Source organism: Corynebacterium sp. KPL2830, assembly GCF_040225635.1.
Taxonomy (GTDB): Bacteria; Actinomycetota; Actinomycetes; order Mycobacteriales; family Mycobacteriaceae; genus Corynebacterium.
On the sequence record NZ_JBEHFR010000016.1, the window covers coordinates 35,328 to 51,975 of the forward strand.

The 16,648-nt window shown below is 59.5% G+C and carries 15 protein-coding genes and 2 pseudogenes; 4 read left to right on the forward strand and 13 right to left on the reverse strand.

What is annotated here, in order from left to right; translation table 11 throughout:
* Window positions 1-11 precede the first annotated feature (11 nt).
* Together prpB and prpD are read right to left on the reverse strand one after the other, a co-directional pair.
* Complete coding sequence (gene prpB / locus ABRP87_RS06970; RefSeq protein ID WP_023016836.1) at window positions 12-944, reverse strand: methylisocitrate lyase; 933 nt, start codon at window positions 942-944, stop codon at window positions 12-14.
* Window positions 944-2,455, reverse strand: coding sequence for a 2-methylcitrate dehydratase PrpD (gene prpD / locus ABRP87_RS06975; protein ID WP_349868178.1), 1,512 nt, complete (start codon window positions 2,453-2,455; stop codon window positions 944-946). Before prpD ends, prpB begins: the two co-directional genes overlap by 1 nt.
* A gap of 165 nt (window positions 2,456-2,620) precedes the next feature.
* Here prpD and ABRP87_RS06980 point away from each other — a divergent pair, with 165 nt between their 5' ends.
* On the forward strand, window positions 2,621-3,934 hold the full coding sequence (locus ABRP87_RS06980; protein ID WP_023016835.1) for a short-chain fatty acyl-CoA regulator family protein: 1,314 nt from the start codon (window positions 2,621-2,623) through the stop codon (window positions 3,932-3,934).
* Window positions 3,935-3,943: 9 nt separating this feature from the next.
* Here the strand turns inward: ABRP87_RS06980 and ABRP87_RS06985 are convergent, their stop codons facing one another.
* The 4 genes and pseudogenes from ABRP87_RS06985 to upp form a co-directional block, all read right to left on the reverse strand.
* On the reverse strand, window positions 3,944-5,371 hold the full coding sequence (locus ABRP87_RS06985) for an NAD(P)H-quinone dehydrogenase (RefSeq protein ID WP_005281545.1): 1,428 nt from the start codon (window positions 5,369-5,371) through the stop codon (window positions 3,944-3,946).
* A gap of 70 nt (window positions 5,372-5,441) precedes the next feature.
* The gene (locus ABRP87_RS06990; RefSeq protein ID WP_005277354.1) at window positions 5,442-6,632 is read right to left on the reverse strand and encodes a M20 family metallopeptidase; all 1,191 of its coding nucleotides are present in this window, start codon (window positions 6,630-6,632) and stop codon (window positions 5,442-5,444) included.
* A 78-nt stretch (window positions 6,633-6,710) separates the two neighbouring features.
* Window positions 6,711-7,079 (reverse strand): helix-turn-helix domain-containing protein, encoded by a 369-nt coding sequence (locus tag ABRP87_RS06995; RefSeq protein WP_278722773.1) that lies wholly within the window; start codon window positions 7,077-7,079, stop codon window positions 6,711-6,713.
* 47 nt (window positions 7,080-7,126) lie between these two features.
* Window positions 7,127-7,761: pseudogene (upp, locus tag ABRP87_RS07000) on the reverse strand (uracil phosphoribosyltransferase).
* Window positions 7,762-7,818: 57 nt separating this feature from the next.
* Here upp and ABRP87_RS07005 point away from each other — a divergent pair.
* Window positions 7,819-8,097 carry a chemotaxis protein gene (locus ABRP87_RS07005; RefSeq protein ID WP_349868180.1) on the forward strand — a complete coding sequence of 93 codons (279 nt, stop codon included), beginning with the start codon at window positions 7,819-7,821 and terminating at the stop codon, window positions 8,095-8,097.
* Here the strand turns inward: ABRP87_RS07005 and ABRP87_RS07010 are convergent.
* A complete protein-coding gene (locus tag ABRP87_RS07010; RefSeq protein WP_349868191.1) occupies window positions 8,077-8,355 on the reverse strand; it encodes a hypothetical protein in 279 nt (92 codons plus the stop codon). The genes ABRP87_RS07005 and ABRP87_RS07010 overlap by 21 nt on opposite strands.
* A 105-nt stretch (window positions 8,356-8,460) precedes the next feature.
* Here ABRP87_RS07010 and ABRP87_RS07015 point away from each other — a divergent pair.
* Together ABRP87_RS07015 and ABRP87_RS07020 are read left to right on the forward strand one after the other, a co-directional pair.
* Window positions 8,461-9,005: pseudogene (locus ABRP87_RS07015) on the forward strand (C40 family peptidase).
* Between the two features lie 54 nt (window positions 9,006-9,059).
* Window positions 9,060-10,298 carry a SatS C-terminal domain-containing protein gene (locus ABRP87_RS07020; protein WP_349868181.1) on the forward strand — a complete coding sequence of 413 codons (1,239 nt, stop codon included), beginning with the start codon at window positions 9,060-9,062 and terminating at the stop codon, window positions 10,296-10,298.
* 157 nt (window positions 10,299-10,455) lie between these two features.
* Here ABRP87_RS07020 and ABRP87_RS07025 read toward each other — a convergent pair whose 3' ends face one another.
* From ABRP87_RS07025 to ABRP87_RS07050, 6 genes are all read right to left on the reverse strand, one after another.
* On the reverse strand, window positions 10,456-11,280 hold the full coding sequence (locus tag ABRP87_RS07025; protein WP_239275584.1) for an alpha/beta hydrolase fold domain-containing protein: 825 nt from the start codon (window positions 11,278-11,280) through the stop codon (window positions 10,456-10,458).
* Window positions 11,281-11,459: 179 nt separating this feature from the next.
* Window positions 11,460-12,137, reverse strand: a complete 678-nt coding sequence (locus ABRP87_RS07030; RefSeq protein WP_023025374.1) for a type 1 glutamine amidotransferase domain-containing protein — start codon at window positions 12,135-12,137, stop codon at window positions 11,460-11,462.
* A 31-nt stretch (window positions 12,138-12,168) separates the two neighbouring features.
* Window positions 12,169-13,080 carry an amidohydrolase family protein gene (locus ABRP87_RS07035; protein WP_502879289.1) on the reverse strand — a complete coding sequence of 304 codons (912 nt, stop codon included), beginning with the start codon at window positions 13,078-13,080 and terminating at the stop codon, window positions 12,169-12,171.
* A gap of 45 nt (window positions 13,081-13,125) precedes the next feature.
* Window positions 13,126-14,037, reverse strand: a complete 912-nt coding sequence (locus ABRP87_RS07040; RefSeq protein WP_349868183.1) for an RDD family protein — start codon at window positions 14,035-14,037, stop codon at window positions 13,126-13,128.
* Window positions 14,038-14,060: 23 nt separating this feature from the next.
* The gene (locus tag ABRP87_RS07045; RefSeq protein ID WP_349868184.1) at window positions 14,061-15,404 is read right to left on the reverse strand and encodes an IS256 family transposase; all 1,344 of its coding nucleotides are present in this window, start codon (window positions 15,402-15,404) and stop codon (window positions 14,061-14,063) included.
* A 116-nt stretch (window positions 15,405-15,520) separates the two neighbouring features.
* Entirely contained in the window at window positions 15,521-16,600 is a 1,080-nt protein-coding gene (locus tag ABRP87_RS07050; protein WP_298692636.1) for a YhjD/YihY/BrkB family envelope integrity protein, read from the reverse strand.
* Between the last annotated feature and the right edge of the window lie 48 nt (window positions 16,601-16,648).

Genomic DNA, 16,648 nt, shown 5'->3' on the forward strand with positions numbered 1-16,648 from the left:
TCACTGGCTCCTTAGCTTTCAAAAGTGGGTTGGTAGCTGTCTTTGGAATAGGTGAATACGGACTGGTCAAACTCGTTGTATTCCTGGTAGCGGACCAGTTCGTACAGGCGGGAGCGGTGCTGCATGCGCTCTAACCACTCGGTCTGGATGCCGGTATCTTGCAAGTCGCGCAGGAATTCTTCGGTAGCGCCCATGGCCACGCGGAAGCTGGAAACCGGCCAGATCACGGCGTTGTATCCCAGACCATCGAGGGTCTGTGCTGATTGCAGCTCGGTTTTGCCAAACTCCGTCATATTCGCCAAAAGCGGCATATCTACGGCGGCGCGGAACTTTTCAAAGTCTGCGGGGGAATACAGCGCCTCGGTGAAGATGAGGTCCGCGCCGGCTTCGGCATAGGCCTTAGCGCGGTCGATGGCGTCATCGATGCCATTGACACCGGCGGCATCGGTACGCGCGCAGATGATGAAATTAGGATCGCGGCGCTCGTTGACGGCCGCGCTGATGCGGCGGACCATGACTTCCTTGTCCACCACTTCCTTGCCGTCGAGGTGCCCGCAGCGCTTCGGGTTGACCTGATCCTCCAGGTGGCAGCCGGCCAGCCCGGCATCTTCGAGGGCGGCGACGGTGCGGGCGGCGGACATAGGTTCGCCGAAGCCGGTATCGGCATCGACAAGCACGGGCAAGTCCGTAGCGCGCGCAATCTGCCCGGCGCGCTGGGCTACCTCGGTCAAGGTGGTCAGGCCGATATCGGGCAGGCCCAAATCATTGGCCAGCACCGCGCCGGATACGTAGACGCCGTCGAAGCCGCCGATGTCCTGGATAAGGCGGGCGGTCAGCGGGTTAAACGCGCCCGGCAGCGTGGTGATCGATCCGGATTCGATGGATTTGCGGAAATTCGCGCGCTTTTCTGCGTTGCTGATTGTAGAACCAAATAGTCCAGCCATTAGAAGATTCCCTCCGGTTTCTCGGGCGCGGTGGCAAGGTGCTCATCGCTGACCCGCACGTTGAGTTCGGTTAGATCGGTGAGGTTTTCTAGGTCTTGCACGGCGGTGAGGAAGCGCTCTTGCTCGGCCTCGTCGACGACGCCATCGGCAAGCTTTTTGAACTTGGCAATGTACTGCTCGCGGGCGAAGGAGCGGGCGCCCAGCGGGTGGGCGTCAGCTACGGCGCGCTCGTCTTCGATGACGGTGCCGTCCTTGAAGGTGATAACGGCCTTGCCGCCGAAGGCTTTTTCCTCAAGGTCGTTGGAGTGATAGCGGCGCGTCCACTCGGGATCCTCAACGGTGGAGATCTTCTGCCACAGCTCGATGGTCTCCGGGCGGTTGGAGCGCTCAGGGGAATAGGAGGTTTCGTGGTCCCAGACGCCATCTTCTAGCGCGACCGCGAAGATGTACATCACAGAGTGGTCCAGGGTTTCGCGGGAGGCGGAAGGATCCATCTTCTGCGGATCGTTCGCGCCGGTGCCGATGACGTAATGGGTGTGATGGGAGGTGTGCAGCACGATGGACTCGATATCCGCCGTCTTCAGGCCCTTATCCTCCAGCGTCTTTTTCAGCGCAAAGGCCATGTCGATGGGAGCCTGCGCCTGGTATTCCGCGGAGTGTTCCTTGGTGTAGGTATCCAGGATGGCGGTCTTGGCCTCACCGTTTTCTGGCAGGGGCACGGTGTAGGTGCGCTCTGGTGAATGCAGCATCCAGGCGATGAACCCGTCCTCGCCCTCCCAGATCGGTGCCGGGGCGCCCTCGCCGCGCATGGTGCGGTCGACGGCCTCGATGGCCATCTTGCCGGCGAAGGCTGGCGCGTAGGCCTTCCACGAAGAAATCAGGCCCTTGCGGGACTGGCGGGTTGCCGTGGTGGTGTGCAGCGCCTGGCCGACGGCCTGGTAAATCGTGTCCCTATCCAGGCCCAACATGGTGCCAAGCCCTGCGGCTACCGATGGCCCCAAGTGCGCCACGTGGTCGATCTTGTGCTCGTGCAGGCACATGCCTTTGACCAGGTTGACCTGGATTTCATAGCCGGTCGCGATGCCGCGGATAAGGTCGCGGCCGCTCAGGCCCTTATGCTGCGCTGCGGCAAGAAGCGGCGGAATATTATCGCCGGGGTGGGAATATTCGGCGGCGAGGAAGGTGTCGTGGTAGTCCAACTCGCGGACTGCGGTGCCATTGGCCAGTGCGGCCCACTCCGCGGAATAGGTGCCATCGATGCCAAAGATGGTGGAACCACCCTTGTCCACGGGGTGGGCTTCTGCCATAACTCGCGCGGATGTGACGGGGCCACGGGCAACGGAGGCCATAGCTACGGCGGCGTTATCGATGATGCGGTTGATGATCATCTCGGTGGTTTCTTCCGGGACCTCTACGGGGTCCGCGGCCACCTCGGCCACCTTGTACGCCAGGTGCTCCTCGTACGGGAAGTCCTCGGCGGATTTATGAGTGCGTACCTCATGGTTTTTCACTAGTTGCGTCCTCCTTCATCAAGAATGCGTTGCACATCACAGTAAATGCTTGCATGTGGTGCACGCTATAGGTAATGTTTGTGGAAATTAGCGGACTTCTTTTGTGAAATCTGCAAAACTTGTGATTTTCACAGCGCAGGGGACTTAAAGGAAGGACGGGGACGCATGACCAAGCACTATGCGGGGGCACGGATTCACGCTTTGCGCAAGCAGCGCGGGCTCACCCAGGTGGCGATGGCGAAGAAGTTGGGGTTATCCACGAGCTACCTCAACCAGTTGGAAAACGACCAGCGCCCGCTGACCGTCACCGTGTTAATGCAGCTAGCCCAGCGCTTTACCGTGGATCCCAGCTACTTCGCCGAAGACCGCGATATCCATACGATTACCGAGCTCCGCCACATCTTCCCCGATGCCTCTGAAGAAACGCTCTCGGATCTCGCCTCTCGCTTTCCCGAGTTGATGCCGCGGTTTGTTGATGTTGCTTCCCGCGCGCCCGCTGCGGACCCCTCCCCCTTTGAAGTGGTGCGGGATTTCTTTTATGACGCGCATAATTACATCCACGAGCTCGATGTGCTCGCAGAAGAACTCGCTGGCCAGTTGGGCGATCGCGTCCTGCGCCGCGGCCGGCTCGCCTCCCGCATGCATGAGGATCTGGGGGTTACGGTGCGCTTTTCCCGTCCCGGCCCTCGGCGCAGCTTCGACCCAGATACGCGCGAACTCTCGCTGCGCGATGGGCTATCTGAGGCGCAATTGGTCTTTGAAATGGCCCTGCAATACTGCTTACTTGCCTACGGCGATATCTGTGACAACCTCGTATCTGAACTGCCCGAAGGCGAATCCCAAGACTTAGCAACCCTAGGCCTTGCGCAGTATTTCGCGGCTGCTGTCACCATGCCCTACCAGCGCTTTCTCACGATGGCAGAAGATACCCGCTACGATATCGACCTGCTATGCAACTACTTTGGAACCGGGTTTGAAACAACCGCGCAGCGCCTTGCCACGCTCCAGCGCCCAGGGCTTAAGGGCGTGCCGTTTTCCTTCATCCGCACTGACCGTGCGGGCAATATTTCCAAGCGGCAGTCCTCTACCGCCTTTCACTTCGCGCGCTCTGGTGGATCCTGCCCCCTGTGGGTAGTCCACCGCGCCTTTGAAACCCCGAACCGCATTACCCGGCAGGTCGCCGCCATGCCGGATGGCCACGCCTACCTGTGGATCGGGCGTTTCGTGCAGGGAACCGCCAAGTCGTGGGGCACCCCGCGCAAGGAATTCGCGGTAGGCCTAGGCTGCGATATCACTCAGGCCGATCGCATCGTCTATGCCGATGCCCTGAACCTGGACAGTTCCGCCGCCACCCCGATTGGCCCAGGCTGTACGGCCTGCCCCCGCGAATTCTGTCCGCAGCGCGCCCTGCCGGAGGCAGATAGGCCGATCAAAATCGAGCTCAACCGCACTGCGGAGCATGCTTACTCCACGTTCTAGGAACGAGGTTTACTCCAGGTCATCGTGGGCCACCAAGCGGCGGGCGGCCTCAGTGATGGTGCCAGAAAGCGATGGGTAGACCGCAAAGGAATCGGCCAGCTGGTTCACCGTGAGCTGGTTGGTCACCGCCATAGCGATGGGCAGGATGAGCTCGGAGGCGGTCGGCGCGACGATGACGCCGCCAATCACGCGGCCGGAGGTAGCACGGCAGAATAGCTTGACAAAACCGTGCTGCAGCGAACGCATCTTTGCACGCGGGTTGGTATTGAGCGGCATGGTAATGGCGCGGGCGGCGACCTCACCGGCCTCGATCTCGGCCTGGGTAAAGCCGACCGCGGCGATCTCCGGGCGGGTAAAGACCGCGTTAGCCACGGTCTTCAGGCGCAGCGGCGAGACGCCTTCACCGAGCGCGTGGTACATCGCCACGCGGCCCTGCATCGCGGCTACGGAGGCAAGCGGGAAGAGATCGGAGCAGTCACCGGCTGCGTAAATGCCGGCAATATTGGTGCGCGAGACGCGGTCTACCTGGATGTGACCAGACTTCGCGGTTTCCACGCCCACGTTTTCCAGCTTCAGATCCTTGGTATTCGGGACGGAACCAATGGACATGATGACGTGCGAGCCGTGAATCTCGCGCCCGTCTTGCGTGGTGACCAGCACGTTGCCGTCCTCGGTGCGGTTAACGGTTTCCACGCGGCAGTTCTTTTCCAGCTCCACGCCGCGCTCGCTCAGCACGGTTTCGAGGACGTCGGCGGCATCGGCATCATCATGCGGCAAGATGCGATCGCGCGAGGCCACCATCGTAACTTTGACGCCCAGCTCAGCGAAGGCGGAGACAAACTCGGCACCGGTGACACCGGAACCCACCACAATGAGGTGCTCCGGCAGCTCGGTAAGGTTATATACCTGCTGCCAGGTCAGGATGCGCTCGCCATCCGGCTGGGCGCCGGGCAAAATGCGTGGGGTGGCGCCGGTAGCCACCAAGACGAGGTCCGCATCCAGCGTCTCCTCGTGTCCATCCTCATTGAAGACCGCGGTGACCTTGTGCCCACCAAAGGCATCGGCCTGCTGATCCTCCGGGAAGTGCGCGCGGCCATCGATAACGCGGGCACCCAGGGAATCCATGGTATTGCGTATATCACCGGATTGCTTAGCCGCCAAGTCCTGCACGCGCTGGTTCAGCGCACTGATGGAAAGCTGCGCCTTGCCGATGCCCTCGTTCAGCTCCATGTCATCCGCGCGGCGCAAGTCCGTTTTAATATTGGCGCCGGCGATGAAGGACTTGGAGGGAACACAGTCCAAGACCACGCTATTGCCGCCCATGCCTTGGTCTTCGATGATGGTGATTTCCGCGCCGTACTTGGCGCCAGCCAGCGCTGCCTCGTAGCCCGCCGGGCCACCGCCGATGATGACAATTCGCTTGGTCTGGTTCAACACGCAATTGCTCCTTTATAGGCTCCACTTTTAAAGTCGCCTACGAGTCTAACCCGTAGGTAACCCCAGCGCGTTAGTCCGCCTGCGCATTCTCCCCCATAAATTGCTCGACCACAGCCCCGAAAAGCTTAATGCCCACACCAATTGCCCGCTCATCCACGATGAGGTCGCCCATGTGCAGATCGTGCTGCTCCCCCTCCCCGGACCAGCAACCAAGGCGCGCCATGGAACCGGGCACCTTTTCCAAATACCAGGAAAAGTCCTCGCCGCCGGAAGACTGCGGGGCCTGGACCACGGCTTGCGGGTCGATGGATTGTGCGGCAGAAGCGAGCATGGCGGTAGCGACGTCATCGTTAAGCACCGGCGGCACGCCGCGATTATAGGACAATTCGTGTTCTACCCCCACCGGCGCGAGGATCTGATCCACTAGCTCCGCGAAGAGCTCCTGCATCTGGCGCCAGATGGTGATATCGGCGGTGCGCATCGTGCCGGTCAGCATGCCAGTTTCCGGGATTGCGTTAGGAGCGTAGCCGGAATTGACCTGGCCAAAGACCAAAACCGTGCCGGTGCGCGGATCAACGCGGCGAGACAGCAGCGCCGGCAGCTCCGTAATAACCTTGCCCAGCGCATAGACCACATCCGCGGATAGGTGTGGGCGCGAGGTATGCCCGCCCGGGCCCTTGATCTTGAGCTCCACCACGTCCGTTGCCGAGGTAATGGCCCCGGCGCGGATTCCGATGCGCCCCACGCGCAGCTTCGGCTCGGCGTGGATGGCGAAGATGGAATGCACGCCTTCTAACGCGCCCCAAGAAATAACGTCGGTGGCCCCGCCGACCCACACTTCCTCCGCCGGCTGGAAGATGACGCGAATGCCCAGCTCCAGCTCATTAACCCGCTGAAAATCCGCCAGCGCGCAGGCCAAACCGAGCGCCACGGTAGTGTGCACGTCGTGACCGCACGCGTGCATGGTCCCCGGCTTCTCAGAGGTAAACTCCAGCCCAGTTACCTCGGTAATGGGCAGGGCATCGATATCGGCGCGGAAGGCCAAGCGGCCAAGCTCTGTATCCGGGCCGATATCCACCATGAGGCCGGTGTGCGGGAAGCGCTGCGGCTCAAGCCCGTAATCCGCAAGGATATTCGCGATGTAATTGGTGGTTTCCACCTCTTGGTTCGCCGTTTCCGGATTGCGGTGGATATGGCGCCGCCACGCAATGACCTCCGCACGGTGAGCATCGAACCACTCGTTAATAAACTCCGAGATCACGCGCACGCCTCCCTGTTGCTGGACTATCTCTTGGAGGCAGTCTACAACTAGACCATGCGGTTCAGTAAGTCAGGGTGGTTAGCCTCGCGCATTACTAAAGCGTCGCTGGTTGATGTAGTCCTGCGGAAAGGGCGCCACATCTTCTACCCCGAGCACGGCGGAGTCTGCCAAGTGGCCCTCCACCACGTCCCCACCGGCCGGCAAGAGGACCGCCGGCGGGATTTCTAAAGCCAGCGCCAGCTTGTACACCGTGGATAATTGCGGGTCCGCCATGGTGTGTAAGCCATTTTCATTGCGTTCCAGATTGGAAATCTGGCTGCGCGATACCCCCGAAATATCCGCAAGCACTTGCTGGGATACCCCGCGCCGCTCGCGCACGCGGCGCAGCTGTTGCGAAAATCCGTAGCCGTAGCTCGACCACATTAGTTGAATAAAACTCACGATCATTTCCCCCTTTGAAAGCCACCTTCGGGCTTTCAGGGAGAAATACTAGCTTAAAGATCGATATTGCGCGGGCCGTAGAGGCGATCGCCGGCATCGCCAAGCCCCGGCACGATATAGGCATCCGCATTGAGCTCGGGGTCAATGGCGGCGGTGACGAGGCGGACGGGAGGCCCGATTTCTCCAGCGCATCCACGCCATTTTGGGCCGAGACCATGCAGATGGCGGTGATATCGGTAGCGCCGCGGGCGGCCAAGAGGCGCAGGGCGTGCAGCAGGGATCCGCCGGTGGCCAGCATGGGATCAACGACGAAGACGGTGCGCCCGGTGAGGTCTTGCGGCAGCGCCTCCAAGTACGGCACGGGCTCGTGGGTTTCTTCATCGCGCGCCATGCCAATGAAGCCGACCTGGGCATCTGGAATCATCGACAGGGCGGGATCCACCATGCCGAGCCCGGCGCGAATGATGGGCACGATGATGGGTGGATCCTGCAGGCGGGTGCCTTGTGCTGTGGCAACCGGGGTTTCGCAAGCGAAGTTTTCTACCGCCAAATCGCGGGAGGCTTCATATACGAGCATGGTTCCCAGGTCCTTGAGCGCAGCGCGAAAAGCGGAGTTATCACTGCGCGCATCGCGCATCAGGGTCAGGCGGGAAGCGGCAAGCGGGTGGTCTACGACGTGGATATCCATGCCCACTACTTTAAACTTTTTGGGAACCACTTGGGCCATTGGCCAGTCCAATAGGGCATGAGACCATTTCAGATAGATACCGCCCACGCCCGCCATTTAGCCCGTGACCTGCATGCAAACGCGCAGGGAGACAATCCACCCCACCCGGCATTGCCCGAAGATCCGGCCTTTACCGGGTTCAATGAAGCGGTCCATGCCGCCTTAGACAATATTGGGGCGCGGATGACCATGCTGCGCCACGATATGGGGCACATCGCGCAGTCTTCCTTCCAGATGTCGCGCGAGGCGGAAGACTCCGATGCGGCGTTGCGCGACTTACTCGGGGCGGCGATCTAAGTGCTTGCTACCGCCATTAAAAATATCGCCGCGCTGCAGCCTTCGCCGCTTCCCGATGTCCAACTTCCCCGCGTCCCAGATCTCTCCGCCGCCCAACCGCTGGCGGATATCGCCCACGGCGATGCCTCGCAGCTTATCGCTGCCGCGAACCTCCTCACCGGCGATAACGAGACCATCTCCGCAGTACTCAACCAGGCCCGCGGCCTCGTTACGGCGGCTGCCAGCGATATCTTTGGCATCGGCACGCGGCTCATCCAAGCCGCTGCGCCCATCGCGATGGGATTAATCTCCCTTGATCCCGCCTCCCGGGCTGCAGCGCTTGCGTCCCTTCGCACCATGATAGACGAGCACATTGGCTTGGCGATGGCCCGGGTCAACCGCCTGAAAGACGAGCTCACCAATGCCGCCTCGGCCCTGTTGCCCATCTCCCAGCGCCCAGTGGAATCCGCCGTGGGCCAGCCCCAGCAGCTAACAGCTGCCGCGGCGACGCACACGGCCGTGGCCCCTCCATCAGAACTGGACCCTGCTCCCACACCGAACCCGCCGGCGGGTACCGAAGCCGGCTCGGATGCGGGCCGAGCGGCCGTGGCCGCGGCCAAAAGCCAATTGGGCCAACCTTATACTTGGGGCGGAACCGGCAATGGTGGCTTTGACTGCTCGGGGCTTACCCAATGGGCCTATTCCCAGGCGGGGTGGATATACCGCGCACGGCGGACCAGCAGGCCATCGGCAAGCAGGTCAGCGCCGATCAGCTCCAGCCCGGCGATCTGGTGGTCTGGGATGGCCATGTGGCGATGTATTCCGGCAATGGCGAGATCGTGGAGGCCGGCGACCCCGTGCAGACCAACCCGCTGCGCACGAATAATATGGGCATGCAATTTAAGGGCTTTTGGCGGCCGACTGCCTGACAAGGCCCCGGCAATTCCGCGCGGCAGCTGGGGCGTTGGGTAGACTAAAAGGCCATGAGTACCCGTGCGATTGTGCCTATTAAGCTCTCCTTGACTGAGGGCGATTTTTATACCCTCTGGGCGCCCAAGTGGCGCGAAAATGGCTCCGAATGGCAAGCCTTTTTGGGCGACGATGACTCCGTCTTGGTCTTCGACTCCCCCGCTGAGATGCTGTGCTACCTGGAGTCCGATGCCAAGCATGACCTGCTGGATCACCCGCAGTGGGAGCAATTTTCCGCCCGCCCGGCGCACCGCGTCACCCCAGCCAAGCGCGATGAATACGATCTCATCGGCATGCCGGAAGCCCTCGCCGGCCGCCCCAGCCACGCCAATGTCTCCACCGTGGCGCGCGACCTCGAGGTGGCATCCGCGCTTGCCGATGTCGCCGCTGCCGAACAGACCACCATCTTCTTCGCCACTCACTCCATCCTGCGCAACGTCTCCCGCGGCGCCGATCACTACTCCGGCGAGCAGGGTATGAACGAGTGGACCGGCGTCGGGCGGGTCATCTTGACCAACTGGAAGAAGGTCATCGCGGATCTGGATAAGCACGTCCGCGTGGTTCCGAGCGATGAATTCGACGCCGCCGCTATCTCCGATGCCGAAACCCGCATCTCCGAGGCAGCGAGTGCCGCCGACGCTGCCGCCAAGGAAGCCGAAGAAAAGCGCAAGGCCGCAGCAGATGCCGCCGACCCCTATGACGAGTCCCCCTGGGCCGCCGCCGGAATCGACCCGATTAAAATCACCGCGCAGTCCAAGTCCGTCTACACGCTGCGCACCTACTTGGACGGCAATCCCATCTTCTTAGGCAAGTGGGGCGAAATCTTTACCTTCGATTCCTCCAAGACGCTGGTGCGGTGGCTCATCGATAATGATGACCACGACTTGGCGCGTGTCTCCACCTGGCAGGACGTCGTCACCGCCGCCAATGCCGGTGAGCTAGAGGTCCAGGTCCACCCGGATAACCAATATTCCTTTAATGGCATCGTGCGCGATATTGAAAAGGGACCGGAAGCGGTCGACTCCGACCAGCTAGCCCGCTGCTACGAGGTCTGCGCCGATGCCGCGGACTGGGCCGGGGATGATTCCATTAATTCCTATATGCTGGCCAATCCGCGTTTGCAGGACTACCTCGGCTACATGCTCGGTTCCACCGAACACGCAGGCTACGTCCCGTCCAAGCCGTATAACGAGCATGCCGAGTCTTGGAAGGGCCTCGAGAACATGCTAATTAAGCGTTTTTCCCGCTTTTAGTTTTCCTCTGCTCTGCGGACTACCGGCCCTAGCGACCTCAGCTGCCGGTAGCCGCTGCTAACCGAAGACCGCCCCAGCCCAACCGCTCCTCAAAGTGGAGCGTGGACTGGGGCGGTTGCTGCATTTTCACCTACACCCCAATCCGCAAAACGTGCGGCTAGAGGTGAGAGCCGAGGTGCTCGATAAGATCTGCCAGCATTCTGCGCGACTGGGGCGCACGCGGGCGTACCTGATCGAAGCCGTGATAGGCGCCTGCATACACATCAAGTGTGGTCTCGACTCCGGCGTTCTGCAGTGCGGTAGCAAAGGCTACGGATTCATCATGAAAAAGGTCGATGTCTCCCACGCCGATCCACGTGGGCGGCATCCCCGAGTGATCCGAACGCGTCGCCGGCGATGCATACGGTGGCAGCGGGGTTCCTAAATGGTCCTTGCCTAAGTACATATCCCAAGCGCCGCGATTTAAATTCGGAGGACAAATAAACTGCCCCACCGCACCCTCTTTAACAATGGTGCGGTGATCAAGCATTGGATAGACCAATCCAAGCGCTCGAATGGAATGACCTTCATCCACCGTGCGCTGGGCAAGGCCTGCGGCCAAGCCACCGCCGGCGCTATCGCCAGCGACCGCAATGCGCGAAGTATCCGCGCCTAAAAGCTCGCCATTTTCCTGCATCCAGCGCAAAGCGGCATAACACTCTTCCAGATCCGCAGGAAAAGGTTCCTGCGTGGATTTGTGATAGCGCGGCGCGATGACAATGGCCCCCAGCTCCGATGCGATGAGCGAAGTTTGGGGATCATGCATCGCGGGACCACCGAGCAGGTGACCTCCGCCGTGAATCCACATCACCACGGGACGTGGCTCGGCTGGCGCTCCATCTCCGCGTGGAGTAATAACGCGGGCACGGAATGCTTGGCCTTCAAAAGAACAAGATAGCTCTTCGATGTCCACCGGACGCCACTTCGGACGTGCCACGTCCATATTGGCAAATAGCCTGCTCGTTCGAGCGAATCGATCACCCGAAAGCAAGTGCAGCGGCAAGTACAGTAATGGGCTGCGAAGCTCAGGAGCAACGCTGCGTAGATAAGGACGGCGGCTCTTTATATATGCCGCCGCCCCTACTACCGCGCTACCTGCAGCGAGAGCTTTCAGCGCCCGCATTAAAAGTCGCGCAGGATGCGCTGTGCCAAAGGCTCAGAGGATGCTGGGTTCTGGCCCGTGTAGAGGTTGCGGTCAACCTCGACATAAGGCTGCATCGGATCGGTCTGCTTGAAATCAGCGCCGAGCTCGCGCAGGCGGGTCTCAACAACCCACTTGGCAGCGGCGATGGTCTCCTCGCCCTCTTCGGCGTTGGTAAAGCCGGTCATGGTGTAGCCCTTGAGTGGCCAGTTGTCATTGTCCAGCGCGAGCAATGCAGCCGGTGCGTGGCATACCAGGGACAGTGCGCGACCGGACTCGATGCGCTCCTGCAGCAGCTTGGCGGAGTCCTGGTCATAAGCCAAGTCCTCCATCGGGCCGTGGCCGCCGGGGTAAAAGACGAGGTCGTAGTCGGCTTCCTTAACATCGGCCAAGTTCAGTGGGTCTTCCAGGTCTGGACCGATTTCTGCGAGGTAGTTCTCCTGCTCTGCGCGGTCGCCCTCAGACAATACCTCGAGGCTGTACTCGTCTACCACTGGAGCCTTCGCGTTCGGCGTAGCAAAGTCGATATCCCAACCAGCGTTTTTAAAAACGCGGTGCGGAGCAATGAGCTCCTCGGCCCAGTAACCGGTAGGGCGGGCGCTGCCATCAGCAAGCGTCCACTTATCAGCGGCGGTAACAACGAATAGTGCGGAAGGCATGTCTTCCTCCTTTTTGTAGATTAACTCTCTATTACTCTTCGGAAGCGTTGTCATTCAGGTTCACTGAGAACCCGGAATCTTGGAGCGACTCCTCAGTATCGGGACCGGCAAGTTCCGGATCGGAGAGGTCCTCGTAGGCCGGAAGGACAACGGTCTCAAGGATACGCTGCCTTGTCTCCTCCGTGCCGAAAATATTTTCAATCGCCTTCACAGTGAGATCGAAAAACTCCTCCAAGCCGTATCCAAAGGTCTCGCTCAATGCGAGAAATTGCCTGCTCAGAGTGGAATCGCCGGAAGAAACGGAACAGGTAAAGCCAAGCTGCTGCAACAGCGGCAGCGGATGATCCGTCAGTTCCTCAACGTCGTCCACGGGCGAAAATACCAATGGAATGTGTCGGTCGCGGATCCATCCGGAGGCCTTGCCTGGGCGGATTCCATCGACATCGGCGGTGAAATCATCAATCATATTCACCGGTCGCAGCAAGCGGTTCACGCCGGCCTGCGCCGCGCTTTCGGTGGCTGCGAAATCCTCACCCACCGCGATTTGGGTAGGCAGGTACTTCGTACGGAACTCCGCCGCTGCGGCAGCATTCCCCTCCAGCAGGGTGTAGCCAGCAATGCCCGCGGCGTCCTCAGCATTAGCCGCCGGCTCTGCCGCCTCGAGGACAAACCGTACCTCGAGTTCTCCGAAGCGTTCCGCGGCCACCTCGCGCACGACTGCGGACGTATCGAAAGAGTAAGCCGCGGGGTTGAGCTGCAGCTCGGCGTAGACCACGTGGTCATCGGCAAGCTGGGCACACTGCTCGCGAATATCCGCGTTCAATTCCTCCGCGGTGCTGGCCTGCGAGCGAACCGGTTCCCACAGGGATACCTTTGGAAGTTGTTCCACCACGCTCTCGGCGGAATCCTTATTTTCGGGGCTAATTAATGGTGCATCATGCATGCGCACCATCGTAGGTATCTGCCCGAAGTTGCGCCATGCAGCGTCCTACTTGCGCGGCTTCCTCTTGACCACTTCTGCGTTGGCGAGCTCGTCATGGGAACCGCGCCGGTTGTTTTCCTCATTAATGGTGGTTGTGTGCACCACCGCGCCCACCAGTCCCGCCAATTGCCCAATTCCCGGGACCACGTTGATAAGGCGCCACCACTGGCGCTTTGCGGACTGGCTGAGGCTGAGCTTTTTCTTCGTATCCACGTCCCGCACGGTGTACCCGGCAAGAATTTTTGCTGGGCTGGCACCCATCCACACCTCGCTGCCCACAACGTAGACCACCATCACGATGCAGGCGACGACGTAGTACAAAGTGTCCGCATCCACGAGCTCGTCTACGCCCGCAGCAAACGCACTGCTGATGCCACCGGCCAAGAAGAAATCCACAATGCCCATGCCAATGCGCGTACTTTGCGATGGCCGTTCCTGTGCCTGGTGCTGGAACGGCGCCGGCGCGGCAGCGAACGACGGCGACATTTGCTGCTGCGATGATGCGTGCTGACCGAATGGGTTGTGCGTGTACGGGGAGCTATACGGGCTGGGTTCGGCAAAATCCGGCGCCTGCTCCGGACCACCCTGCGGTTGATTGTGGAAGCTCGGCTGCGGGCGCGGCGCCGGAGACCACTGCCCCACCGAACTCAGCGTGCCGAGCTCGCCCCACGTCGGGCGAAGACCTGTGCGCAATGCTTCATCATATTCGGCCCTCTTCTTCGCCGAACCCAAAATGCTGGATGCTATGCGCAGCTGGACACGTCGCGGCTCATCGGGGTTATACCCTTGTTGCCCGAGCTTGATATCTTTTGCTTCCAATAAAACGAAAAGCTCATCCTCGCCACCACTGCGGTCGAGGTCCCACTTTTCGTAGAGATCTGGGGCAATATCATCGGCGTTCATAGTGGAGCGTGTCAAGTTGTTTGTGTGTGGGGTTAGGTTTATAGGTATTTGTCGAAGCGGTCGGGAAAGGCCACGGCCATTTGGTTGATGGCTTGTTTCCAGCCGGATACTCGTGCTCCTTCCACGAGCCTGCTGGCTGTAGCTGAGGCTCGTTTGCCTTGCTTGGCCCTCTTTAAGGCTCGTTTGTCTTCAATATTGCAGATCATCAACCACAGCGTCTTTAACGCGGATTCATCGTTAGTGAACTGCACCCTGTTGCGGGTGGCTTTACGCAGCTGATTGTTAAACGATTCAATCGAATTCGTCGTATAGATAACCTTCCTAGCCGCTGGAGGAAACTGCAAAAATGGCACGAATCTATCCCACGCATCCTCCCAGACCTTGACCGACCGAGGGTACTTCACACCCAGTTCAGACTTTGAAAATTCCTTCAACGCCGCTTGCGCCGTGGATTCATCGGTAGCTGTATACACCTTCTTCAACGCTGCTGATACGCTCTTGCGGTCACCATAAGATACCCACCTGTTGGCAGCGCGAATTAAATGCACGATACAGGTTTGGACCATTGAATTCGGCCATGTTGCCTCTACTGCCTGTGGCAAGCCTTTCAGCCCGTCACAGCAGACAATAAAGACGTCTTTGACCCCACGGTTAGATAAGTTGGCACATACATGTGCCCAAAACGATGCGCCTTCTTCTTTGGCAATCCACAATCCCAAAATATGCTTGATCCCGTCGAGGTCCACCCCGATTGCCATATAGGCAGACTTGTTGACAACCCTGCCACCATCGCGGACTTTAATGCGCAACGCATCCAGGAAGATAACGGGGTAAAACTCTTCTAGCTGGCGGTTTTGCCAGACCATGACCTCATCGAGGACGGCATCAGTTACTGCAGAGATTGTTTCATGAGAGATATCTACCCGCAGTGCAGTAGCCATATGATGCTGGATATCCCGAATGGTCATTCCGCCGGCATATAAGCTGACAATCATATCGTCAACATCTGTCAGCCGCCTAGAGCCTTTAGGAACCATCGTAGGAACAAATGTGCCGTTTCTATCTCGTGGAACATCAATGCTTACTGGCCCGTAATTAGAATCTACGGTTTTCGGATACGTCCCATTGCGGTAATTATCCGTTCCAGCAGTAGCTTTAGCTGCTCTATCACCGGATGCATAACCCAGGTGGGTATCCATTTCCGCGTTCAGCCCGCGGGTAATTGAAGCTTGCAACATACCGCGAACCAAATCATTGGCATCCGTGGTGGAAGTGCCTAGCTCATCAATAAGTTTCGCCATCTCAGGGTTAGCAAGAAGCTTCTTTTCAATCGCATCAATCTTGGCCTTATCAGCCGGATCTCGTCGTGCCACACTAGTCATTCTGGCTTATCTCCTTATGCAGGTTGGGAACCTACACACAAACCATTAGACACTCTCTCATAGTGTCCTATCTTAAAGGTAAAGAGCGCGGCGGCCCTCACCCGTAGGGAGGATTTTTATTTCCGGCGGAAAAGCTTCGTCGCGCCCACAGCCGCAGCGCCCAGAGCGGCGCCCACACCGAAGACCGCACCTGCTGGTGCACCCTCGCGCACCTCGTTGCGCACGCGAATAACGGCAGGTTCTGGAACCGGCGGGTGCGCGTACTTCAGGGATTCTGCGGTCGTCGCGGTCCATGCGGAAATATACAGCACCACGCGCCACACCAAGTACATGACAATCATCAGGACGATGACCGGGCCAAAGACCGCACCGGCCGGGCTGCCGGTGGCAGAGGCCATGATCACCGTGGACAGCTGTTTAATGGCCTCGAACGCTACCGCACCGATGGCGGCACCGATAAAGCCGGACTTCTTAGGCACCTTCGTGCGCGGCAGGATCATAATCAGCCACCACATGACGATGAAGTTGGCGATAAGTCCCAGCAACAAGCCGCTGAAGAAGAAGACATAACCCATGCCGGGGAAAGAATCGATACCTAAGAGGTCAAATATCTTCTGCGTAAGGCCGGAGGAACCCGCCGCGGTCACGCCGAAGGCGACGACAAAGGCAATGATCAGGCCGATAAGCCCCAGAAGGTCAGAGAACTTCTTTTTCAGGAAGGAGCCGCCATCATTGGCATCGATGCCCCACATGGCGGAAATGCCGATGCGCAGGTGGTTCATCCACCCCAGTCCGGACCACAGAGTAGTCAAACCACCAATACCGAACATGGCGCCGCGCTGGTCGATGGCCGTATCCAAGATCTCATTGACCGACTCGCTGAGGTTCCCGTCAATGGAGTCGGTGATATAGGACTGGAGATCATTGAGTAGGTCCTCACGGTTAGCAAGGACAGCGGCGATGGTGGCCACCAGCAGCATCGCCAACGGGAAGATGGACAGGACCGAGTAATAGGTAATGCCAGCAGAAAACTGGTTGCCGCCCTCTGCGGCATAGCGCTCCTGCATGCGCATGAGGTGGTCAACAAAGGGCGATTTACGCCGTACCTTATCTATCGCTCCCGGATCATCGGCGTTCGCACGCTCGATGCCGTAGTGGTCCGTCTTCTTAGATGAGGATTGCGTGGTGGTGGACACGTGCTTCCCTTCTTGTTCGCACAGCGCTTATCCCGTATAGCGTAGCTG

Coding starts and splice junctions, on each gene's coding strand:
- prpB (WP_023016836.1), bottom strand. CDS start 944: ATGGCTGGACTATTTGGTTCTACAATCAGCAACGCAGAAAAGCGCGCG.
- ABRP87_RS06980 (WP_023016835.1), top strand. CDS start 2,621: ATGACCAAGCACTATGCGGGGGCACGGATTCACGCTTTGCGCAAGCAG.
- ABRP87_RS06995 (WP_278722773.1), bottom strand. CDS start 7,079: ATGATCGTGAGTTTTATTCAACTAATGTGGTCGAGCTACGGCTACGGA.
- ABRP87_RS07005 (WP_349868180.1), top strand. CDS start 7,819: ATGAGACCATTTCAGATAGATACCGCCCACGCCCGCCATTTAGCCCGT.
- ABRP87_RS07020 (WP_349868181.1), top strand. CDS start 9,060: ATGAGTACCCGTGCGATTGTGCCTATTAAGCTCTCCTTGACTGAGGGC.
- ABRP87_RS07025 (WP_239275584.1), bottom strand. CDS start 11,280: ATGGACGTGGCACGTCCGAAGTGGCGTCCGGTGGACATCGAAGAGCTA.
- ABRP87_RS07030 (WP_023025374.1), bottom strand. CDS start 12,137: ATGCCTTCCGCACTATTCGTTGTTACCGCCGCTGATAAGTGGACGCTT.
- ABRP87_RS07035 (WP_502879289.1), bottom strand. CDS start 13,080: ATGCATGATGCACCATTAATTAGCCCCGAAAATAAGGATTCCGCCGAG.
- ABRP87_RS07045 (WP_349868184.1), bottom strand. CDS start 15,404: ATGACTAGTGTGGCACGACGAGATCCGGCTGATAAGGCCAAGATTGAT.